Origin of the sequence: Bradyrhizobium sp. 6(2017) (genome assembly GCF_011058295.2) — a bacterium.
Classification (GTDB): Bacteria; Pseudomonadota; Alphaproteobacteria; order Rhizobiales; family Xanthobacteraceae; genus Bradyrhizobium; species Bradyrhizobium septentrionale.
This window is the reverse complement of record NZ_CP049289.2, coordinates 920,377-941,668: the sequence shown is the minus strand read 5'-3', so window position 1 is coordinate 941,668 and position 21,292 is coordinate 920,377. Positions and strand designations below refer to the sequence as shown.

The following is a 21,292-nucleotide window of genomic DNA, read 5'->3' as shown; positions in this document are numbered from 1 at the left end:
CACACCATCAGATAAGACGTCTCGCCCAGCACGGTCACCTCCCTTGGGTTGGTTCCCGGGCAAGTGCTGGACGCGAGAGCGGTTCCTATCGGCCGATGCGCCTAATGTCGCGCTTGTCGACTCCACATCGCCGACCGGCGTCCTATATTGATACCATTCAGTGTAAGTGGAGTTTTGAGTATGGCCCCGCGCGCCAATTGGAAGGGCTTTTTGCGGCTGTCGCTTGTGACGTGCCCGGTCGCACTTTTTCCGGCGACGTCTGAATCCGACAAGATCAGCTTCAACCAGATCAACAAGAAGACTGGTCACCGGATCAAGTACCTCAAGGTCGACGCCGACAGCGGCGAAGAGGTCGCGTCAGAGGACATCATCAAGGGCTACAAGGTCGACACCGACCAATATCTCGAGGTGACGAAGGACGAGCTCGAGAACATTGCGCTGGAATCCACCCGAACCATCGAGATCGACGAGTTCGTGCCAAGAAGCGAGATCGACGATCTGTATCTCGTTCGTCCCTACTACATCGTCCCGGATGGCAAGGTCGGCCACGATGCCTACGCCGTCATTCGCGAAACCATCCGCTCGCTCGATAAGGTCGCCCTCGCCCGCGTGGTGCTGACCAATCGCGAGCACGTCATCGCGCTCGAGGCGCGGGACAAGGGGCTCATGGGCATGTTGCTCCGCTATCCCTATGAGGTTCGCGACGCAGCGGAATATTTCGACGATATTCAGGACGTGAAGATCACGAAGGACATGCTGGATCTTGCAAAGCATATTGTAGAGCAGAAGTCCGGGCATTTCGAGCCGGACAAGTTCGAAGATCATTATGAGCAGGCTCTGCAAGAGCTGCTAGAGCAGAAGCGGAAGGGTCAGCCGATCGCGGCAACCCGCAAGCCCGCGCCGAGCAATGTCTTCAACCTGATGGACGCGCTGAAGCAGAGCATCAAGGGATCGGGCAAAGCGGAAGCGGCGGCCAAACCGACCAAAGCCAAAAAGGCCGCAGCCAAGCCGCGCCGCAAGGCCGGTTGAGCAATGAAAGATAAGGTCGAGTGGCACTCACCATCTGAGCTTGATGCCCAAGCTATTGCCGCACTAGCCAAGGCGCGAGCCCTTCCGCCGGGACAAGCTCGCACAGAAGCAATGAAACTTGCCGGCGCTATTCGTGCGGCGGCCGACAAAATTGCTGGCCCTCGGTTGCCGCGCCGTGGCCGCCCGCCAGGCTGATCATGCAGTTAATCTTTCGAGCCTTGTCTTCCAACTCGCGCCACGGCCGTCCCTGCCGGGCCCGACTGGGTCCACGAAATCAAGCACGATGGCTACCGCCTGATTGTCCAGCGCGCCGGCAGCCTGTGCACCTCTTTACCCGCAATGGCTATGATTGGAGCGGACGCTTTCCAATCATTGAGGAGGCCGCACTGCGCAACCGCTGTCAGCAATTCGTCATCGATGGCGAAGCTGTGCTACTCGGCATCGACGGCGTCTCCGACTTCAACGGCCTGCATTCCCGGAAGCAGGACGACGAGGTGCAGCTCTACGCCTTCGACATCCTCGCGCTCGATGGCGACGATCTGCGCAAGCTGCCGCTGCATCTGCGCAAGACCATGCTCGGCGCGCGGCTGTTGCCTTCCCGAGCCGGCCCGGCACACGAGTCCGGGTATGGATGAGACCTCCCAGGTTCCGCGCAAAGAACGTCTCCACGTGCACAAGGTCTCCGAGTGCGCGCGGTTCGTCCTATGCAAGCCATTCGCCATGGGATGATGTTGCCTTTTTCTCAGAATAATATCAGCACCTCAGAATTAGACCCGTTTCGCAGCTCAATACTTGGCCCGCGGTCTCCCCTGTGAACGCTCCACGTCGGCCCTCGCGAGACGCCGCGCCCTGTAGAGCAGCCGTCCTCGATACGAACCGCCACTTCGCTGATGGGCCAACAGGCGACATGGGATCATGAAAGAGGCCACCAACTGAGGCGGCCTCTTGTTGAGAGTGGCTCCAGCACCTTGGGGGCCTGTGTAGGGGGCAGGCAATTGCTGGGGCCGTCTACCAGCCCATTCGGAGCGGGCGACCCAGGTGGTCAGATGAAGAAAGCAAATGCAGTAAGGGCGACCGGGCAAACTCCCAGCACGACAATGCCGATGCGAAAAAAATCTCTGGCATAGCGCTCACCCCGGTCTAGAGAATGCGCGGAGGGCAAATTGCAGATATATGAGGGACAATTCATCACCCAGGCAGGCTCACAACGCTGGTGGCGTTGCGCTAGCCCCGGATAGAGCAATCCTCCGGTGTTTGCTAACTCAGCACACGGCTTAGCTCTCGTCTGAGCAAAATTGCTCACTTTCCTCTCTTGGGAGCGACCGACTACATCATAAGGATGACAATTAGGATCAGCACGGAAAGTGCGATTGTGGCGCAACCGGCTATCGTTATCCCGTCTCATTTTCATGCCGTGAACGCTGAAGCTGTTGCCGCGCCGCTCGTTGATCTGGATCAAGAACGAATAGCGTCCCATGGAAATTGATGACCCAAACCTGTTTTGACTTTGACGCGAACCACAGCTGGACCGGAGAGGTGCCGATATGATCACGATTCCGCAACTGACCGCACAAGCCTTGGGTTCGTTCCTATCGCGAGAAACAGAGGGCCAGTTCCGCTCCTCCCATTCCGATCTGGCGAAACTGCTGCCCTTTGCCGCAAGACTGACGATGGAGTGCATTGGGAATAGCGATGCACTTTACCACGACATCGAGCACACCATGCTCGTGACGCTTCGTTGGGCACGACATCCTGGCTGGGCGGGCGCTGCAGCGGACCGTCACGGCCGACGATTATGCGAACTTCATTTTGGCCTGCCTCACCCACGACATCGGATATGTCCGCGGCATCGTCCAGGGCGACGAAGATGATGCCTATGTTGCGGACCTCAACGGCCGGAAGGTCCAGTTGCCGGTTGGATCATCCGACGCCGCGCTCGCGCCTTACCATGTCGACCGCTCAAAACTGTTCGTGATCGAGCGGCTCGACGGCGTGGAGGAAGTCGACGCGGCTCGAATTGCCCGGGCCATCGGGTACACGCGCTTTTCTTATGCAACGACACCAAAGGCCGACACAGACGATCTCACCGAAGAGGAAGGGTTGCTGTTGCGCGCCGCCGATCTGATCGGTCAGCTCGGCGACCCCAATTACATGCGGAAGTCGAATGCGCTGTTCTACGAGTTCGAGGAGATCGGGCTGAACAAGACGCTGGGTTACGCTACGCCCGCGGATATCGTTTATAAGCTTCCGCAGTTCTACTGGACCAACGTCGCACCGCAGATCCAGCTTGCGATCCGCTATCTGAACATCACGTCCCGTGGCCGGCAATGGATCGCCAACCTTCACAGCAATGTGTTTCGGGCAGAACGCGAATTGAACTTGTCGGGGCCGCAGAGATAGCAGTTCGAGCTAAGCGTTCCTCAAATGAGCCCGTCGCACATCGGCAGGCTAGCCGTTGGCCGACGACTTCTCTCTTCCCCCGGGAACGTACATCGTCACAGCTAGTCCGGCATGTCTCAAGAGTGCCAATGGAAATGATCGCGTCCGATAAATGAAAGAGGCCGCCAACTGAGGCGGCGGCTGCGGACTGGCAGCCGCCACGATTTCCCCATCGCTCCGAACCTGATCGATCGGAACTTCACAGCCGCCTCGCCGAACCGGATCTGGCTCGCCGACATCACCTAAGTCGAGACCGATCACCAACGGATAGCAGATCAATTTTATATGGTTCTCTACGACAAGCAGTAGCAATTCAGGTCGAGTGCGGTGGCACTAGGCACAACGCGAGGAAAAGCCCATGGCACGCTTCAACGTCGCGATTGCAATCCGATTCACGCCTTACTATGCAAAATCGGCCGGCTGGGGTGATGACGTCGCCAAGGTCTGCAACGTGCTCGGCTTCAAGCACCACTATCCCGACCCGAAGGAATTCGTGACTGCTGTCCACGACTGGCAGCGCAAACATCCGCCTTTGGTGCCAGACGGCATGCTGGGCCCCATTACCTGGAGCAAGCTGGGGCTCGTCGTGGCCGCCTATCAGGACTCGACGAGGTTCATGGGCTCCAATCCGGAGTGGATCGCCAAGGCAAGCGCCAATTCGAACAAGGCCCCCGCGAAGCCGCCTGCGCAGCTCGTGATGCCTGTTGCGGTCAAGGCCGATGAGGACAAGCTGATCGACGAGATGGTGAAGGTCATCGGCCGCCAGAAGAATGATCCGTACCTGCCCGTCGCGGTGAGCGGCGCTTACGCTCTCGACCAGACGAGGCGCGGCGTCAAAAGCAACGGGACCGGTCAGCCGATATCCCAGACCCTCCAGGTCGGCCAGCAATGGCAGGGAATTGCCGGACCAAGGATCATCGTGGGGCTGACGGGCTCGGGAACCTTCGGCGACGTGATCTTCGTCACCAACAGCGGCCAGATCTACAGCCAGACGGTCATCGGCTGGGAAAGCGACATGTTCGCCAAGCTGTATTCCGACGTGTCGAGGAACCTCGAGCCCATCAAGACGCTGCTGGATGCGGAGGCGGCCTTTCTCCTCGGCATGTGCGCGGCGACTTCGGCGGCCGCGGCGGGGCTGGTCTTCGTCGGATCGGTGACGCAGTGGATGCTGAAGAACAAGGACAACATGCCGAAATACATCTACTCGATCGACCGGCTCCTCGACATACGCTCTAGGATGAAGGTAATCGCGCCGACCTTGTCCAGCGAGGTCGTCGACGTCGCGGTGAAACGGATCTTCGCAGAGATTCCCGACTCGCTGTCGAAAGATCCGATCGTCATCGCGCGTTTCGCGGGCGGAATGGTAATGAAGCTCGGCGTGGTGATCTATACGCGAAATTTCACGAGCCTTGTCAAATGGCTCGGCATGCTGAGCGAGGTCATTTTCGCCGGCGTGAGATCGGTCCCGGGAGCCATCAAGGCTGCGGTCAGCGACAAGGACCTGGTCGAGAAGCTCAAGGCGATCGGCGCCGACATCACCCTCGACGAAGCGTTCGTCATCAAGGAAGAGGTGACGCGCAACGAGGCCGAACTGAAGCGGATCTTCGACAAGATCGAAGGCCTCGTCGGCCTGTTCCGATAGCAGCGCACGTTGCCGAAGTTAAGGGCAAAAACGGCAAGCCCCGGCTTGGCGGGTGGAAGTGTTACGACGGTACTTGCCGCAAGCAGTTCACCGTCCGGGTTGGCACGGTTTTCGAGCATTGTCGTCACTGCTCGGGCACGCGCTAGCTCCTTTGTCAGCGCCTTGCGGTCGCCGCCAGAGAGAGGCGTTGGGTGATGTTTTGGAGCCATGAGTGGCATTTTCCCGCCGAATCGAGCGTGCGGAAAGCCGCTAGCAGTTGTCGATTGCGCAACGCTACGCACTATCGATGGGTCAGTTGTTCTTCGGTCGAAATGAGGGCAGGGGTCGTATACTCATAAGTCAGGCAAGTACGCGCGTTCGGGATAGCGAGCTCCGAGTTGCCCCCAAAGGCAGACATCGATGATGGCTAGGTAACGCCAAGGGCCAACAACAGACTCATGCGCCGCAGCAAATCAGCGGGTCGCCGAGCGACAGCAAGGTGCGGAGCACGGGTACGCCGAGTCTCTTTGGCGATCTTCAGATCGACCATTGAGCAGCAGGGGTTGTTGTAGTACAAAAGCCACTCGGGCCGTTGACAACCGCCCGATGAGCTCCCGCAGCCAAGCGTTGTTTCGCTCCATTGAGGAGGTGAAACATGCCCTGCGGCAGCACGATCAACAATTCAACTAACACTCTCGACGCAGCTTCAGCCTCTTTTCCGGCCTTTAGGGGGGCTTGGAGAATCCCGACTGCGTGGCTGGCCGGATTAGCACTGTGGTTGGAACGACAGCGCCAATACAGGGAACTTCTTGAACTTGATGACTGGCTGCTCACCGACATTGGCGTATCGAAGGCGGATGTTGAAGAAGTGCGAAAATCGCCATTGTATCTAAATGCGTGGCGCGACAGCCGATAACACTGGCGAAGCCGCTTTGGTTTGCGCCGCGACCCAATGTTCGCCGGGGGCGATGGCCCCGAAATTCAACTTCCGCTCTTCCCCGAAAGCGGACTCAAGTCGGACATCGGGCCATGTCTGAGTTGGCCAAAAGGCGGGCTCGTATGAATGAGTTCCGGCAAAGCATTTTTTGGCCGAACTCTCCTTTCTTTGACAGCGGTTGAAGCCTCCGTGGATCGCGGACGCTACGGATTAGCTCCTCCTACTCGCGGTCATATCGAGCGCGGCCCGGAGACCCTTTGCGAGCCTGATTGCGTCATCGTTCGCCCAAAAATGCATGAAGAATAAACGCGGCTGTTCATCTAACATATGGCTGTGGAGCGCGGTGACCTCGATGCCGTGCGTTCGCAGCGCCATGATAACTGGGTTGACTTCTCCATTGGTGAGCACGAAATCGCCGGTGATCGCTGCCTTGCCGCCGCCGGTCGGCTGGAAGTTGATGCCGATGGCGACGCCCATCGGGCCAACCGGGGTCAACGTCATGCCGTCCGCAGTGATCGGGTCGCGGCGCGGCACGTTGAACTGATAGACGCCGCCATTGGCCTGGCCTTTGACGCCGATGATCTGGTCAAGCTGGTCAGTATCAAGATCGATCGCCGGCGGCGATGCTGCTGGCGCAGCGGCCTTCAGCGGCGTCTTGCTTTCGGCCAGCGCATCCCGGATGGCCGTGGCGATCTGGACCGGGTCGCCGTGAGCGGCGACGTGCATGTAGAAGGTGGCCGGGCTCGCGCCCAGCAGATGGTTGTGCACGGCCGTGATCTGCAGCCCGTTCGCGATCATCTTCAACATCACCGGGTTGATCTCAGATTCCAGCAGCACCAGATCGCCCATCGCCATGACACCATCGTGCATAGGCTTGAACGCGACCCAGCCGCCGAGCGCCAGCGCCGGCTTGATGGTGACGCCGTCGAGCGTCACCACAAGATCGCTGCGCGGAAAGCCGTAGCGATGCACGTCGCCCGACACGGCGGGCTTTCGGCCCAGCGTGTCATCGACCTTCTGCCAGTCGACGGTCTGTGCATGGGCCGACGAGACGAACGGCTCGGCGAACACCCGCCAGTCGATTCTCTGCGCGCTTCCGCTTGTAGCGAGGAAACAGGAGCCGATGACGATCACCGCCGAAATCATGTTGCGCATTGAATTACTCCCTTGAATCTGGATTCGGTGTGTCGAAGCGGGGGCGCTATTCACTCCTGAGTCAGTCCTGTTCCTTGACCTGACCGCTGCTGTCGATCACGAGCCTCACAGGTTTGCCGTTCTTCATCGCTTTTGCCGTCATGCCTTCGGCGGTCGATTTGACGTCGCTGATTTCCGCGTAGCCGGCGGCCTGAAGTTTCGCGACAAGTTCCTCCTTGGTCAGGGCGTGGGCGGGCATGGCGGCACCGGCGATCGCGAGCGCAAGAATCAGGTGAGAGAGCTTTGCTTTCTGCATGGTCGTTCCTCCTGGCTGTATTGTGCTGCAACGGGTTCTCGTGACGCATCTCCGACGAACAGTGCAGCAATTTTGCCGTCCCCGAGCCAGGCGGCAGTGCCTTCGGCGAGCTTCTGCCCCTTTTGGTAGACCACGACCACGGACTGGCCGTTGAGGCGGGAAGCCGAGTCCTTGACGTCGAGATGGGAGTGGCTGATAGCGCCCGGGATTAAGCGTGGATCAGAGGCAAAATGTTCATCGAGGCGAACGTCGACAAGCGTCGGCGCCTTGGCGGTGCCGATGAGACGGGACAATCTGTCTGGTGAGACCGATGGGTATGACGACATGGTGCGCCCTTGGTGAACAGGACGCGATGCTTGGGCATGTCGCCTCGCGGGGAGATCGCTTTCCCCGAGCGAAAATACAAACCGACCATGGATAGCAATGTCAACCTGCTATCAAATCACAGATAGTTTTACAGGTTAGTTGGAACCTTTGGATCGCATCGGCTCCTGCTCGCGCACGTTTCCATGACGGTTTTGGATCAAACGAAGTCGGAGGGCGCACCGTGACGTCCGCTTAAACCCCGTCACCGGACTTTCGATAGCCAGCGCGGATTTAGTACATGGCCGGGCTTGATAACGGGCATCGCCTGAGACATTCGTCCAGCTCAGACTGCTGCTCCCGCCAGCAAGAAAGCGCCGCCAAGCGCGACCATCACAAGTCCAGGCCAATTCGATTTGATACCGAAGCCGCTACCCGGTCTTTCAGGTTCCAGCGTGTCACGCCCGGAGCGAAGCCACCTTCCACCGCTCAATCGGCCTTGCCAGATTGGCCGATACGCCATCTGGAGCACGCCGCCGAAAACCAGGAGCACACCAAGCCATATGAGTGTCATGCTCTCCTCCTGCACCAGTGAAAGCCAACAGGTTGCTCCGCCGGGAACCGTGGTCCGTTCAACGACTGCCCGCTGCTCTCGGAATTAAGAACGACCTCGAAAGCCGCCGGACGCGACAGCGCGCTGCACGTAGGCTGGGGATCACGCTCTCCGAAGCTCCGGCTATGTCAATCATAAGCATCCTGCTCAGTCTTCGTCCGGCTCGCGCACGACCGGCGGTTCGTCGGTTCGGTCCTCTTCGTCGTCTTGCTCTTCGTCCTCTTCGTCGTCATCGGGATCTCGGGGTGGCATCGTGTTGCCCATGATCGCGAAGACACGCCGGTCGATCCTGGTGGGAACTACCTCGGGGATTTGTAGGGTCATGTTGTGATCCTCGGATGTGACCCTGAGGCACTTTACCCCTTTTCGGAGGGGCAGACACGGAATTGGCGGGCCAGAACCGTCGCGCACGTTCTGCAGTCTCAATTTTCCAGGGAGCCACGCACGGTCATTCGGGCAAATCAGCCCTCTCGAAAGGCGACTAAGCCTCAGTTCGCGGCCCAGCGCTGTCCCTAGGAACAGCCAACCGCGTGACCGATTACATCATGGGACGTCGCCGACCGCAGCACCGACATCGCCCGCGCGCAAACATCTTGCGGCGCACCGACGGAACAGCATCACATGTGAGAAATTCGCGGAACGAACCGGCTCGTCAGTCTTTTCTGGTTTTAGGGAGGTGCCCATGACGACTTCTCAAGCCATAGAAGGCGCGTGTGCGTTCGCTTGGCGGAACTACTTGCTCCACGCCGGTATCAGCGAGAACGATAGCAGGCGTTCCGCCCGTTATCGCTACGTCACCAATCTTCGTGATACCGGGGAATATGATTTCGATCTCTTGCAAATAGCGGCAGTCGCTTACTTGAAAAAACTGGACGAATTGTATGACGACCGAGGTGCGAGACTCGCGGCAGATCAAGTTTTGGCCGAGTGTTTAGAATAACGCAGTGCACAACCCGACACTTAGCTTTGGGCCACAACACCAGAGCAGAAGGAGTGGACAGCATGGCAGACAAGACATCTAACGTAGACCGTTTCGCGCGCGACCCACAAAGGCGCATCACCGAAGCGACAGCAATCGGCATGAGTGCCTTGAAGCCAATAATGCACTTTCAGGTCTCAATGCTGAGGATGTGGGCCGACAGTATCGAGAGGTTCGCGGGCAATTACGAAAAGGGGTTTGAAGAAACCGCGACCACTGTCGAGGAACGGTCGGACAAGGAACGGGCCGCGTAAATTAACGCGAATAGTTAGGCGGAATCCGTTGGGTCAAAAGCCGCCCAGCGCGGCCAACTGGCTGTTCCAGATGGCGGCTCTCCCGCGAACAGAAGGGTCTAGAGTTCAACCGGATTTTCCCTTTCCAGGGTCTTCCACGCATTTCCAGTCAGTGAAACAATAGATTCCAGTCCAATGATTGACGGGCTTCCCGCAACTTAGGCAGCTAAGGAGGCCTAAGCTGATCACGGGAGCGGCGCTCCGCTCTTGAACCGCAGAATAAACCGCGCCGCAGCCGGGGCATGAAAAATAGACAATCAACGTCGGAGCCGCTTCTTAGACCAGCGGCCTAGATGGTCGACGAGGACGTAAATTGCGCCGATCACGACAGCGCTGACTGCTATTGCATCGATAATCAAAAGCACTGGTGTTTCGCGCAAGAACTTTTCCCCTAATGAAAAAGGCCGCAATGCACTGCGCACTGCGGCCTGTCCGGGGAAATTGCCTGTCAGTGCAATAATAATACTCCAGCCCCGGTTGATCGAGGCTGCCGCAAAGATTTTGAGCGGTGGAGTCTAAACTGCTGTTCCAGCGCCCGGAACCTTCCGCATGTTGCGGAGCGGTGACAGGATGGCGCGTGCCCCTTCTTGGCGGACAAAGTTGGAAGTGGCGAGGGGCTTAACGAGACGGCTTCGCCAGGACAAAACGGAATGGATCGGCGCGCCATCCCTTGCCGTGACGGCGTCTCCTGCCTACCCAAACGGACAGAAACCGAGTGAATTCTGAGAACGCGAACATAGTGGGTCGCTACTAACTAAGGTTGTGAAGTCGTCGCAACCTGTTACAGTGGGCGATTAGGTTTTTAATCAGTAGTTGCTTGCCAATCGATTGGAATGAGGGCGCGCCATGCCCATCCCGGAGGAATTCCGCGAAGAGGCCGAGGCTCAAATCGGTCGGTCGGGCGGCCAGACAAGGGCGTCCGCATATCGAGATCAACGCAGGCGAGCTGCATCGGATAGTAAGCCCGGATCAGAACAAGCACGAAATGGCCTGCACCGCCATGCGCGAGCTTATAGGGCCAGCCGACGTGGTGATCTATGAACCTCCGGACTGGGACGGTCCATCGTTCACCGTTCGATATGCTCTGCCTCGATAGTGTGGTGCCGTGGCTCGATCATTGCGCCCTGATGAGGATATCGTCCCTCAATCCCGCTTAAGGACCAGGAGGTCGTAAATTGAGCCCGTAAGATTCTGGAGCGTTATCCTATATCCATCCTCGCCCTCGTGGCGGACCGTGTCTCGAGCAACGCGCTGGAAAGCAGCTAGGTCACTCAGACCTTCGTCGACAGGCTCGATTGAAAATGTTCGATCGTCGATGGTCGTCACGCGGTGCAGCGGCGAGCCCTTACGAAGCTCCTCGGAGTAGCTCATCGCATCCTCCTCCCGGCCAAACGAAATTTCGGCGTGAATTCCGAGAAGGGCATCAGTTTCGCAAGCACGGTAGACGTCTAGCCAATCAACCGCCGCGGCCATCGGGTCAAAGGACATATTCTTCGCCTACGTGCCGCCAGAGGTTCTGATTTTAGAACCCTCTGAGGTCTCTTCTATTCCACAAGCCAGCTGGGCCAGCCGGACCAATAGCGGAGGAAATGTACGGCTTGCGGCGCCACGGCATGCCCGATTGTTTCCGCGTTTGCGGAGCGCATGCAAATTATCAAGAGTGGTCACGGAGAAGTCGGGTGTTCACGATATAATGCTCCTTCGCCGTCAGCCTTCGCTTCGTAGCCGGGCGACTAACGGCGCGCGAAAATTCGCGATATCTCGAAGTAGATCGTCGCGACCAGACCCCTGCGGAAGCTTGCGAGCGGCGGCTTCTAGCTTCACCGCCATTTCTTTTAGCTCCCGAACGTCGGTCATCTTCATTTCAGTGTCCCACTCCATAACGGCGGTGAACCAACTTCTTAGAATTGCCCCGGGGGATCGCACTGAATCAAAAAGGGGCCGTAACGCTCGGCCCCCTTGCCGGATAAATGAAAATTTATTCGGAATGAAATCTAGCCCCGGCGGCAAAGAAATTAGAATCGAATGCCGCCGATGTGAACTCCGTAGAATCCCGGGGGTCTGCCTCGGCGTCAAATTGCACTAGCATCGCCAAGTTTTCCCAACGTAGACTTTAGGCCTGCGCAGGGTTGTGTCATGGGCAATGACATCCCTTTCTCGCTCTCGATTATGGCGCTGGGGTTGAGCCCGATTGTCATCGCTGCGATCGCAACGTTCGCGCTATGAATACGCCGGCAGCGCCGCTCACTACGCGTGAAAAACAAATCCTCCGGCGCATGGCATTGGGGCGGTCCGACGCTGAGATCGCTCACCAGATCGGCGGGTCCGAAGCGCAAGTTGCGACCCAGCGCCTTCGCTTGCTTAGAAAGCTAAATATCTACTTGCATGCAGAGATCATAGAAGCGGCCATTGATCTGGGACCGTGGCCCTATCAGATGAAGCGTCCTAGTTCCCCTTCGCGCCTTTCCTAATTAGGACTGCACCGACCATAGAAACGGCCCAGCACTTCTCGGGGCTGGGGGCCTATGCTGGGGCTGTCACTTGATCCGCCGACTGCGCAACGCTCTACGCCTTGTCCGCCACGCCGAGCGCCTTCGCTGGCGTCGTGCGCAGGGCTTCATGGGCGCGGCAGATTGTAGTGAGCGACGTACAGTGCGACGGCCGCAACGTGGTTGTCTAAGCTTCTTTGAAAAGCCGTTGGTGAGCCGGGTGAACCGACGCGATGCCATGCGCAGCGAAAGGTTGTGTCGCTCAACGTAGCTGGTTGAAATATACTGATCCGGATCGCCGGTTACTACCTCGCGGCTCACGGCTACTACCTAGGCCGAGGCTCAGCCCGTAGGCGCCGGTGGCTGAGAGACGTTCCCGCGCTCCCGCCTGCAAAGGAAGAGGAGCGCGTCATGGAACGCTATTTCTTCGACATCCAAAGCGGCCGCGATCTGTTCGCAGACGAGGAAGGCTTAAGCCTGCCAAGTCAAAAGTGCTGAATTTCGAGTGGGACGGCAACAACGTCGAGTACTGCGCAGGCGGCGCAGGTGACGTCGAAGGCGCGGCGCTCGCGGTGCTGGTCGCCGGCCTGCTCGACAAGCCGCTTCCAGACTGTCTCCCCGACTGGGCCGCCTGGATCTGATCTACAGATCGCGGCGTGCAATTATTGTTACCCTCCGTAATTTTCTGGTGAGCAAACGGGGAACGATCGGCGCGGGATCGGCTTCGAGAGCTGGGTACCTGCGACATACAATGGCCGCTGCAGCTGTCAATTTAGCCGCGCTTATGAAGGCAACCATGCCGGTCATCTACTTGGTATAATATTGTTCCGGAAAGGAGGCGTTGCGATGGAGGATGAGGAAATCGAGGACGTGATCCGCGGCCTGGTGGAGGAGCATCTCGACGAAGAGACACGCGAGACCGCGCTTGAGTGGCTCGAAACTCGCGCGGCCGCCTATCAGGCTATGTTGGAGCTAGGTCTGATCGATAAGAAGCCGTGACCAAGCCAGACCCGCCGGTTCACGCCCGGCGGGCTTTCTATTTTTGGAGCTGGCGAAGGTGGCACCGGTTAGTGGCGATGGTGTCCCCAACCATAATGGTGGCCACGGCCCCAGCCGTAGTGATGCCCGCGACCGCCGTGATGACCCCATCCATGCCCATGGCCATGACCGCCCCCGACTTGGATGACAGCATCATCGCCGCTGAAAGCATTCGGCGTTGCGGCGGGCAGCGCTGACGCGGTTCCGACAGCTGCAAGGCTGCCGAGGGCAGCGAGTCCAATCAGTGCAAATTTGAGCTTCATGGTTTCCTCCTGTGGGTATTCTGAACCGTCGCGCACAGTAGGAAGATCAATGTGAACGAGGGATGAGCGAGCGCCGTCGCGGCTCGAAATGCCTTGTCCCGGCGGCGCGCGTACGGGCACTGACTCATGCGCGGTCAGCAATAAACGCAATGCGCATTCGTCGAAACGCTGGCTTACCGCGCCGCGCAGAACTCAAAGGTGGAGTTGGCTTTGTAGTGAAAAGGCTTTTGGGCTCTCTTGGCTTCTGATCTCAGCGCGTGGCCAGCCTTCTATACGCTGCAATGGCCCGCTTGAGGTCTTCATATTCCTCGCAGGGCATGAGGCAGAGGTTTTCCAGCGCCGCCAACTGTTGCTGTGCCATGGCCGGCTCCCCGAGCACCAGATAAGCCTCGCCGAGATGCTCATGCGCGCTGCGGTGGCGCGAGTTTATCATCAGTGCCTTCTGATAATGGCCAATAGCTGGACCTATCTGATGCAGCCGCCGATAGGCATAGCCGATGTAGTTCTGGATATCGGCATTAGTCGGGTCGCGTAGCGCCGCGAACTCGAACGCTGCGATTGCGCCATTCCAATTCTCTGCGCGTAGTGCCGTCTTGCCAGTCTTAAAATCGGGATCGAGTTGCGCCCAATCAACGTCCAATGCAACTGATGCCATGGTGGTGCAGATCGGCCAGGCTTCCGCCGTGCTGGCCGTCTCAGCCCGGCTCTCGAGCCTGCCGAACAGCGGCGCAGTCGCGGTCCGCCAGCCCGGAAAGCTTATGGCATAGATGGCCACGCCGCTCAGCAGCCCGCCTAGCAGTATTGCCAATGCGACCGACCGGATCATCGCTGTTTTCTCAACCTGATGGCTTCCGGGCGTTGGCCGAGACAATCAGGAGATTATTTCCGTACACCACCTATCGTCTCGTCCTGGCGCGAGTATGCCCGGGCTTCAAGGATCTCCTGCCGTTCCGTGTCAGCGTTGCTGGCTAAGTTCACCAGCTTGCCAAAGTAATCGGAGGCTTTCTGGCGGTCACCTGCGCTGTCGGCAGCGCGGGCGGCTCCCCAGAACGCGCGGAAGCGGTTGGGCGTCTGCTTGAGCGCGGTCTCGAACTCGTTTAGGGCAGCTGCGGGCTGCCCTGTCTCCAGAAGCAATTCCGCCAGCAATTCGCGGAACGGATAGAGGCGATTCTCCATCGCCACATGCTTGAGGCTGCCGTCTTCGCCGTCGGCCGCTGCCCGCATGAACCGCAGTGCCTGATCGCCCGCACCTTCCTTCAGTGCGATCCAGGCCGAAACGGCAAGCATCTGCTCCTCGGTACGGTCGGCCCAGTAGGATTGGTCGGCTCGCTGCAGCGTCGTTCGCAGTGCCTTCATCGCTTCGATCTCTTCTTTGGCCCCGGCGAGATCGCCAGTGCGCGCCATGCCTAGACCGCGCGTGAAGCGGATCAACGAATCCGCCATGGGATATTGAGTGGCGGTCATTGGCAACGCCGCAGCGCCGACCCAATCCGCCCGTTCCAGGACGTAACGGGCCGGCATCGCGGCCTTGGCGGTGAAATTGACGAAGCTGATCGGACGATCGCCGCGGTCGGCGGTGGCGAGCGACTTCTTGATCATCGCCTCGGCTTTGGCGTCCTGCGCAAGCTGCAGATGTGCGTAAACCGTAAAATCCGACGCGTGATAGTAGTCGGGCTGGACGTCAAGCGCCGACGCGTTCGAGGCGATGGATTCTTCCCAAAGCCCGACCATGGAGTAGATGTGCGAAGGCATGTGTCGCGCGTGCGGCACAGCCGGCGCAATGCCGGCATACCGCCGCGCCGACGCGATTCCCTTCTCGGCGAGCGGCGCAAAGTCGTAAGCGTGAATCAGGTAGTGGGTCACACCCGGATGCTGCGGGTTCTGCTCAAAGAGTTTCTCCAAGAGCGCGGCGGACTTGATTTGATTGGCGTAGGTGAGGTCGCTTTTCGGCGCCGCGGCTTGAAGCGCCAAGGCATAAAAGACCTGGACCTCGTAGTCGTCGGGATAGCTTTGCGCCATCTGCGCCATCGCGGCAGTGTAGGCTGCCAGTCGGGTATTCACGGCGACCTTGTCGTGGTCGCGGAAATAGGCGCTCAGCGCCTCGATCCAGTCACGCTCGCGCTGCGTCTTCGCGCCGGTGACCCGCGCCTTTTCGAGTGCGTCCCAGGCCGCCTGCGCGTCGGCTCGCGTCGGGGTGGTTGCAAGGGTGTTGCCGAGGAAGTCCATCGCCACGCCCCAATGCGCCATGGCGCAAGTGGGATCCTGCTGCAAAATACCTTCGAATTTTCGGCGGGCAATCAAAAACCAGTACGAATGAAGCATGGCGACGCCGCGGTCGAACTCGGCCTGCACAGTGGGATCACAGGAGATGGGGAAGACCACTTTGCCGAGCTTTTCGTCTTGCTGGCCGATTGCTCCGCTTGCGAGCGCTGCAGTGATCAGGCCTGCGGCAAACAGGGTTCGTCCCGATTTCGTGCTCATCGTAAGTACCCTCTCTGGCTTGTGGTCGCGATGTTCCGCGAGATTGCGATTGCTCCATCGGCCGCGTACGGCTCCGTCTATTCCTCTGGCTCCGGATTTTGACTGTTGCCCGGGTGTCACGCGAAGGATTTGCGATCCAGACAAACGCATTGGTTCAAGGCGCGCCATTTGCCTGATGCGTCGCGACGCGGGAGCGCAACTCTCTCAGCCCACCTACAAAAACATCAAGGGTAAGCGATGATCGTTTCACTGTGCGCTTTCGCACAGTGAAACACTAGCTAAAATAGATCACTGCGGGAGATCAAAAGGTCAGGCGACCTTGCCCTTTTCGGGCAGCAGCATTCCCTGGATTAGGACACTTCTTGAACATGCCGATTATGTTGGTCGGTCTAGCCATCGCCTTCAGGCCCAGGACGGCGCTTCCTATGCCGTCGGGGTACGGTGAGATTCCACCGAAGTCAGCATTGGGGTCACAACCGGCTATGTCTGACTGTGCTGAGTGACATCCGCTCTACCTTGACGAGCTGACGTACCGATTGTCAAACCGACCTTCGGCTATGGGCCAAAACCGGCCCTGAGCAATCGCAGCAAAACAGCAACCTTCTCGATCACCTCGTCGGCGCGGCCGCGTAGCGGGAACGGAATGGGGTGAGACCAGGCGTCTTGGCGATCTTGAGGTTGTTGACCAAATCAAACTTTCGCTCAGTCCTTTCCTGAGCGCTCAAAGTCTTCTCGGACGCAAAAGCCACACAACCCGTTGTCAGCGATGTCCTATTGCCACATGAGCTTCGATTGGTGCGGCGAGGCCATCGCCAACGCGGTAGGCGGCAAGTGCATCTCTTACGTCGGTGGCAATCTTTGCTTGTGCCTCCTTATCCAAGCCAGCAACTGTTGCTGCGACAGGGGTTGCTGAAATATAGGCCGGCACATATTCAGCCATTGATTCGCGTCGAATGGTTTCGCGTTCGATTCGAATTTCGACGCCCCGAAATCCCGCAGAAAATGAGCTGGTGTAACTGGTCAGCGTCACCAAAGCTGAATGCTGATCGGATTTGCGCAGCGTGTTCTCTCCCCATATTACGCTCAACTGCGTCAGCGATCGCCGATTGCCACGGCAATGCTCGATTGAACGCCAGACGCTGACAACTATCCGACCTCGATCGGCCAACACTCTATGCATTTCGGAAACCGCTGCGGCTTTGTTAGGAATGAATTGCAGGCCATGTTGGCAAATGACACAGTCGAAAGTCGCATCGGCAAACGGCATGTCTGCAGCGTTGCCCAACTGCCATTCGATCGCGGCGGCTGTTTCACGAGAAGCGTGTGCTCGCGCGAGCATGCCCGCGTTGAAATCGAAGCCGACAACCTGTCCTGCAGAACCGACCTTGTTTGCTACGAGTCGGGTCACAACGCCAGTGCCGCACGCGACGTCCAGCACGCGATCGCCCGGTTTAATCGCGGCGACTTCCAAAAGTCGGCGCGAGTAGGCCTGTAAGAAGACGTCGACGATATGTGTGTCGTAAGCGAGGGGAGCGTTACCCTCAAGCTGCCAACCGGGGGCGTCGGAGCTGCTTTGTGACATTTTCGCCTCCATCATACGCAGTAACGCGCGGGCCTCGTCGCGTCGCTCGCGCGGCCGGGTGGCATCCTCACGGGCCTCTCGAGCCAGTCAATGATCTTACCGGCAAGCGCCTCCCTGAGGCTTAGGGCCGCACATTAGCATACCGTTGCGGAACAACGCCGCTGTGCATCACAGCAAATATTGCGCGATGATGTCGCAGATGGGTCAAGCTGGAAAGTCTAACGCTCAAACGAGACTGTCCACTTCACCACGAACACCCGACATTCGACAACCAGCTTGGCATGACCGAAATGTGCCAACACCCGACCGACATCGGCATTCCTATTGCCGGTGGATCAGGCGTTCAGGTTCACGTCGGATTTTGTTTTCCGGTTGCCTTGAGGGCTTGGGTCAATTCTCGGACATCTTTTAACTCTTCAAGTCCATCGACGAGCGACACGACGCGCTCTGCGCCGACCTTGCTAACGACAGGAACCGCGAAGTTCATGAATTTGCGTTCGAGGGACGATTGCGACAGCGGGCGTTCCGCGTCGCCTTCGGGAACTTCCACCGTCTCACGCAAAGACTGACCGTCTGCGAAGACAATCTCTATGCTTGCACCGCGCCCCTTGGGGATTTTGGCGATGAGTGCCTCTCCGGGCTTCACCGACATCTTTTCCATCAGCGCCATCACGTCCTGGGACCGCCAGCGATCTTTCTCGAATTGAGCGACGGTCACATCGCCGTCGAGAAGAGCCATGGCGAGGCAGGTGGGCAGACTGTGATCGGCGGTACCCTTTGTCTGCGGTTTGAATTTCGCCGGATCCGCAACACGTTCAATTATTCCCGGATAGCTCTCAACCGTGATCGCCCGGATATCCTGCCCGCGACCTTTGATCTTTCCAGAGAGTGATGCGCCAGCCTCTGCCACGGCTTGCAACTCAATCTGAATCGGGAAGCGTTTGAATGCCACCCGGGGCAGCCGGTATCGCGCAAGCTCCAGATCAACGGCCAACCCCTCCTTGACCGGTTTCATTTTTGACGCCAGCCATTCCAGCGTGCCGGAAGGGCCGGTAAAGCCCTGGGCGGCGAGCCGCGTCGCGAAAACGCCGTCAGCCGCCGTGGCGGCAAGTCCCATGGCTTTCATCATGCTGATCGCGCCGCTATTCACTACAAAACTCGTGAAGCCACGTGCGCCCGATATTCCAACCGCATTTGCGAGGGCTTCCTTAGGAAGCCCCCAGATCTTGCCCGCAATCAGAGGGACGCCGTAGGAGGCCGCACACAAGGGATGGAAGCCACGTTCAATGAAGGAGATGGCGTCATTAACGCGCATGCTAGCCTCATAGCCCACGACGATCGCTTCGATGAGTTCGCGGCCGGATCGTCCATTCTCCTCGCAGAGAGCAATCGCCGTCGGCAGCACCTCGCTCGGATGAAGTGGCTCGGTGCCAATATAGGTATCGTTCAGGTCGAGGGAGCGAACGAGAACGCCATTGACGAATAGCGCGCCTTCTACGGTAGCAGATCGCGGATAGCCGATCACTGTGGCTGTATTGCCCTCCCCGAAAGTCTTGCGAATTGTCGTCTCAGCTATATTTGCGGGCTCGGATCCTACTGATCCGAATGCGCATCCGAGAGTGTCGAGAAGGACGCGCTTGGCCGAGCCGATAACGTCAGCGGGCAGAGCTTCATATTTGATGGAAAGTGCAAATTCGGCAAATTGCTGCTCAAGCGTCGCTTTCTGTCGATCTCCCTCGCCAGCGGCAAGCGCTGAACTGACGAAGCGATAACCGTCGGACCGAACGCTCCCCAGAAGTAGACTCGCGGAAACGGCAGTTGCGGATCGCGCCAGAAATTCACGACGTTTCATGAAGCTCTCCACTATGAAATTGCTGCAATGGCACCAATCAGTAAGCGCTGCTTAGTAAGACCGCCATCGCGTGTAAGGACTTGAACGAAATCGCGATGAGCCTGATGGCGATAAGATTCAGAAATTGATAATGGGCCGCGCCGTCAAGGAATAAGGGCAGCAGGAACGCGAAGCCAGAAGTACGCCCATGCCCCGCCGGCACCGGGCGAAAGTCCAGGACAATCCGCTTGACTCCAGGCCACGAATGAGTCGCCGTTGACGTTGCTCGGACAGAATGCCAGCGGAGGCAGCCCAGACCAAGAATCGTTCAGCGATCATGCCCCGCCCATTTCAAGCCCAGCCGAAAATGCGACGGCGGTTGGTCCTATTCCAGTCAGGAAGCCTGCCACAGTCAAACTGACCCGCTACCGAAACCCCACGTGCGCGGCGTGCTTGCCCGTATAGAGCGCACTCGCTCACAGCTCTGATACTGTGACCGCCCCGCAACATGCGGAATGTTCCACTTACTGGAACAGCTGTTAGGACTCCACTGCTCGAAATCCTTGCGGCAGCCTAGATCTTAACCGGGCTGGAAGTATAGTGATTGCACGGACATTCAATTTTCCCGGAACAGGCCGCAGCGCGCAAATGCCTGCGGCCTTTTCATTGCCGATATGGCAGCGTTGCGTCGCCTGACCTTCTGGTGTGTGTGATGGGACGATGGCACGAATAGCCCGGTCTCACCGACCGGCCTAAAACATCGTTCCAGATTTAACCTGCAATGCGGACATCAAGCTTAACGCCCGAATTGAGGTGCGACACGCGCGCAGCCGGCTAAGCTTACGAGGGTGATTTCATCCGACAAAAGGTAACCATTCCACATGACCGGGCCAGCCTATTCTGTCTTCGTCGTAGAGGACGAGGCAATGATCAGGATGATGCTTGTGGAAATGCTGGAGGAGCTAGGTCACACCGTCGCGGCCGAGGCGGGTCACCTCGAACAGGCGGTTCACTTAGCAAATAGTAGTGAGTTCGACTTCGCCGTCCTAGATATAAATCTCGCCGGCAAATCAAGTTCACCGGTGGCTGAGATTATCAGAACGCGTAAGCTCCCCTTCATTTTCTCGACCGGTTATGGCGCGAGCGGGATTCCACCTGACTTTGCCGACGTTCGTTCACTTCAGAAACCCTTCACCATTGAAGCACTGGGCCGGACCGTTGATGAACTCATGAGAGGTGTGAATCCGTTTGGGAGATGAACCATGACCGCTTTCCCGCCCGGTCAACGCGCGTGATCTCCTTCTGCGGAGCGGCGGGTCATCCGCTGACATGGAGACAATTCGCAAGATGGGCTGGCTGGATCCCGCTCGTCTTTGATGCGGACTCATTCCGCGAGCGCGGCGGCACCATCGGCAAGGGGGTGAATTGTTTCATGCTTAAGGGAAGCCGCAGACTCAATTTTTTCTCCGAGGATTCAGTTGAGCCTACCAGTGACAGCAAGACGATCGTTTCGGCCAAATTCATGCCGAACGGATAGCAGCCTTGGCGACTACGTTGCCGGGATGACATACACCCGTGCCCCTGGCGCAGACGTCAGCAACGTTTCGTCAGGCCCCCGTCAGGTTTGGCGCTTACACTCCTCTGCTTTGGGGAGGTTTCATGTTCAGCCTTTCGAAGCCTGCGACAGATCTCGACGCCTCGCGCCCGGTATCCACCCTCGCCACTGTTACGCTGTTCAGCGTCATCGGCTTGGTTTTATCTCTCGCTCTCGCGCGGTATGGGATTGATATCACCGCCAGCATGTAGCGGCGAGCTAATGCGACTAGGTGTCTACTTTCGATAGCGCATCTCGTCGTTTTAATCGGGTGCGTTCCCCACCGCGCTTCTGCTCTCTGATGAAGATAACCCATGTGAATCCGCGTAGTAATATTGCCACGTTTTCGC

General features: G+C 58.3%; 23 protein-coding genes and 2 pseudogenes. 13 read left to right on the top strand and 12 right to left on the bottom strand.

Annotation, left to right across the window (positions count from 1 at the left end; translation table 11 throughout):
* The first annotated feature begins 180 nt into the window (after positions 1 to 180).
* Positions 181 to 1,029, top strand: coding sequence for a Ku protein (locus tag G6P99_RS04450; RefSeq protein ID WP_165127419.1), 849 nt, complete (start codon positions 181 to 183; stop codon positions 1,027 to 1,029).
* Positions 1,030 to 1,349: 320 nt separating this feature from the next.
* Positions 1,350 to 1,664: a hypothetical protein gene (locus tag G6P99_RS04445; protein WP_334261923.1), complete on the top strand. Its 315-nt coding sequence runs from the start codon at positions 1,350 to 1,352 to the stop codon at positions 1,662 to 1,664.
* Between the two features lie 407 nt (positions 1,665 to 2,071).
* Here the strand turns inward: G6P99_RS04445 and G6P99_RS04440 are convergent, their stop codons facing one another.
* Entirely contained in the window at positions 2,072 to 2,506 is a 435-nt protein-coding gene (locus G6P99_RS04440; protein WP_165127417.1) for a hypothetical protein, read from the bottom strand.
* 67 nt (positions 2,507 to 2,573) lie between these two features.
* On the opposite strand from G6P99_RS04440, the pseudogene G6P99_RS04435 reads away from it, so the two are divergent.
* From G6P99_RS04435 to G6P99_RS04425, 3 genes and pseudogenes are all read left to right on the top strand, one after another.
* A pseudogene (locus G6P99_RS04435) lies at positions 2,574 to 3,429 on the top strand (metal-dependent phosphohydrolase).
* A gap of 397 nt (positions 3,430 to 3,826) precedes the next feature.
* On the top strand, positions 3,827 to 5,110 hold the full coding sequence (locus G6P99_RS04430) for a peptidoglycan-binding domain-containing protein (protein WP_165127415.1): 1,284 nt from the start codon (positions 3,827 to 3,829) through the stop codon (positions 5,108 to 5,110).
* A 634-nt stretch (positions 5,111 to 5,744) separates the two neighbouring features.
* Entirely contained in the window at positions 5,745 to 6,005 is a 261-nt protein-coding gene (locus tag G6P99_RS04425) for a DUF1127 domain-containing protein (RefSeq protein ID WP_165127413.1), read from the top strand.
* 231 nt (positions 6,006 to 6,236) lie between these two features.
* On the opposite strand, the gene G6P99_RS04420 is transcribed toward G6P99_RS04425, so the two are convergent.
* The 4 genes from G6P99_RS04420 to G6P99_RS04405 form a co-directional block, all read right to left on the bottom strand.
* On the bottom strand, positions 6,237 to 7,181 hold the full coding sequence (locus G6P99_RS04420) for a DUF1259 domain-containing protein (RefSeq protein WP_165127412.1): 945 nt from the start codon (positions 7,179 to 7,181) through the stop codon (positions 6,237 to 6,239).
* A gap of 61 nt (positions 7,182 to 7,242) precedes the next feature.
* The gene (locus tag G6P99_RS04415) at positions 7,243 to 7,476 is read right to left on the bottom strand and encodes a hypothetical protein (protein ID WP_205751475.1); all 234 of its coding nucleotides are present in this window, start codon (positions 7,474 to 7,476) and stop codon (positions 7,243 to 7,245) included.
* Positions 7,449 to 7,769 (bottom strand): hypothetical protein, encoded by a 321-nt coding sequence (locus tag G6P99_RS04410; protein ID WP_246709454.1) that lies wholly within the window; start codon positions 7,767 to 7,769, stop codon positions 7,449 to 7,451. The genes G6P99_RS04415 and G6P99_RS04410 overlap by 28 nt, the downstream gene beginning before the upstream one ends.
* A 770-nt stretch (positions 7,770 to 8,539) precedes the next feature.
* Positions 8,540 to 8,716, bottom strand: coding sequence for a hypothetical protein (locus G6P99_RS04405; protein ID WP_165127410.1), 177 nt, complete (start codon positions 8,714 to 8,716; stop codon positions 8,540 to 8,542).
* 358 nt (positions 8,717 to 9,074) lie between these two features.
* On the opposite strand from G6P99_RS04405, the gene G6P99_RS04400 reads away from it, so the two are divergent.
* Entirely contained in the window at positions 9,075 to 9,332 is a 258-nt protein-coding gene (locus G6P99_RS04400) for a hypothetical protein (protein WP_165127408.1), read from the top strand.
* 62 nt (positions 9,333 to 9,394) lie between these two features.
* Positions 9,395 to 9,625: a hypothetical protein gene (locus G6P99_RS04395; RefSeq protein WP_165127406.1), complete on the top strand. Its 231-nt coding sequence runs from the start codon at positions 9,395 to 9,397 to the stop codon at positions 9,623 to 9,625.
* Between the two features lie 1,182 nt (positions 9,626 to 10,807).
* Here the strand turns inward: G6P99_RS04395 and G6P99_RS04390 are convergent.
* Together G6P99_RS04390 and G6P99_RS04385 are read right to left on the bottom strand one after the other, a co-directional pair.
* Complete coding sequence (locus G6P99_RS04390) at positions 10,808 to 11,152, bottom strand: hypothetical protein (RefSeq protein ID WP_246709453.1); 345 nt, start codon at positions 11,150 to 11,152, stop codon at positions 10,808 to 10,810.
* Positions 11,153 to 11,371: 219 nt separating this feature from the next.
* On the bottom strand, positions 11,372 to 11,527 hold the full coding sequence (locus G6P99_RS04385; protein WP_165127404.1) for a hypothetical protein: 156 nt from the start codon (positions 11,525 to 11,527) through the stop codon (positions 11,372 to 11,374).
* Positions 11,528 to 11,886: 359 nt separating this feature from the next.
* Here G6P99_RS04385 and G6P99_RS47430 point away from each other — a divergent pair, with 359 nt between their 5' ends.
* Positions 11,887 to 12,135, top strand: a complete 249-nt coding sequence (locus tag G6P99_RS47430) for a response regulator transcription factor (protein ID WP_165127402.1) — start codon at positions 11,887 to 11,889, stop codon at positions 12,133 to 12,135.
* A gap of 97 nt (positions 12,136 to 12,232) precedes the next feature.
* Here G6P99_RS47430 and G6P99_RS47925 read toward each other — a convergent pair.
* Positions 12,233 to 12,483, bottom strand: a pseudogene (locus tag G6P99_RS47925) (IS1 family transposase); the annotation flags it as partial.
* Between the two features lie 161 nt (positions 12,484 to 12,644).
* Between G6P99_RS47925 and G6P99_RS04375 the strand changes: the two are divergent.
* Positions 12,645 to 12,794 carry a hypothetical protein gene (locus G6P99_RS04375; RefSeq protein ID WP_165127400.1) on the top strand — a complete coding sequence of 50 codons (150 nt, stop codon included), beginning with the start codon at positions 12,645 to 12,647 and terminating at the stop codon, positions 12,792 to 12,794.
* Positions 12,795 to 12,999: 205 nt separating this feature from the next.
* Positions 13,000 to 13,152, top strand: coding sequence for a hypothetical protein (locus G6P99_RS04370; RefSeq protein WP_165127398.1), 153 nt, complete (start codon positions 13,000 to 13,002; stop codon positions 13,150 to 13,152).
* A 552-nt stretch (positions 13,153 to 13,704) separates the two neighbouring features.
* On the opposite strand, the gene G6P99_RS04365 is transcribed toward G6P99_RS04370, so the two are convergent.
* From G6P99_RS04365 to G6P99_RS04350, 4 genes are all read right to left on the bottom strand, one after another.
* Positions 13,705 to 14,280, bottom strand: a complete 576-nt coding sequence (locus tag G6P99_RS04365) for a hypothetical protein (protein WP_165127396.1) — start codon at positions 14,278 to 14,280, stop codon at positions 13,705 to 13,707.
* Between the two features lie 53 nt (positions 14,281 to 14,333).
* Positions 14,334 to 15,935: a hypothetical protein gene (locus tag G6P99_RS04360; RefSeq protein ID WP_165127394.1), complete on the bottom strand. Its 1,602-nt coding sequence runs from the start codon at positions 15,933 to 15,935 to the stop codon at positions 14,334 to 14,336.
* Between the two features lie 760 nt (positions 15,936 to 16,695).
* On the bottom strand, positions 16,696 to 17,517 hold the full coding sequence (locus G6P99_RS04355; protein WP_165127392.1) for a class I SAM-dependent methyltransferase: 822 nt from the start codon (positions 17,515 to 17,517) through the stop codon (positions 16,696 to 16,698).
* Positions 17,518 to 17,866: 349 nt separating this feature from the next.
* Positions 17,867 to 19,369 (bottom strand): MmgE/PrpD family protein, encoded by a 1,503-nt coding sequence (locus G6P99_RS04350; protein ID WP_165127390.1) that lies wholly within the window; start codon positions 19,367 to 19,369, stop codon positions 17,867 to 17,869.
* A gap of 860 nt (positions 19,370 to 20,229) precedes the next feature.
* Between G6P99_RS04350 and G6P99_RS04345 the strand changes: the two genes are divergently transcribed.
* The 3 genes from G6P99_RS04345 (at position 20,230) to G6P99_RS04335 (ending at position 21,154) form a co-directional block, all read left to right on the top strand.
* Positions 20,230 to 20,607: a response regulator gene (locus G6P99_RS04345; protein ID WP_165127389.1), complete on the top strand. Its 378-nt coding sequence runs from the start codon at positions 20,230 to 20,232 to the stop codon at positions 20,605 to 20,607.
* Entirely contained in the window at positions 20,604 to 20,885 is a 282-nt protein-coding gene (locus G6P99_RS04340; RefSeq protein WP_165127387.1) for a hypothetical protein, read from the top strand. Before G6P99_RS04345 ends, G6P99_RS04340 begins: the two co-directional genes overlap by 4 nt.
* 122 nt (positions 20,886 to 21,007) lie before the next feature.
* Positions 21,008 to 21,154, top strand: coding sequence for a hypothetical protein (locus tag G6P99_RS04335; RefSeq protein ID WP_165127385.1), 147 nt, complete (start codon positions 21,008 to 21,010; stop codon positions 21,152 to 21,154).
* Positions 21,155 to 21,292 lie beyond the last annotated feature (138 nt).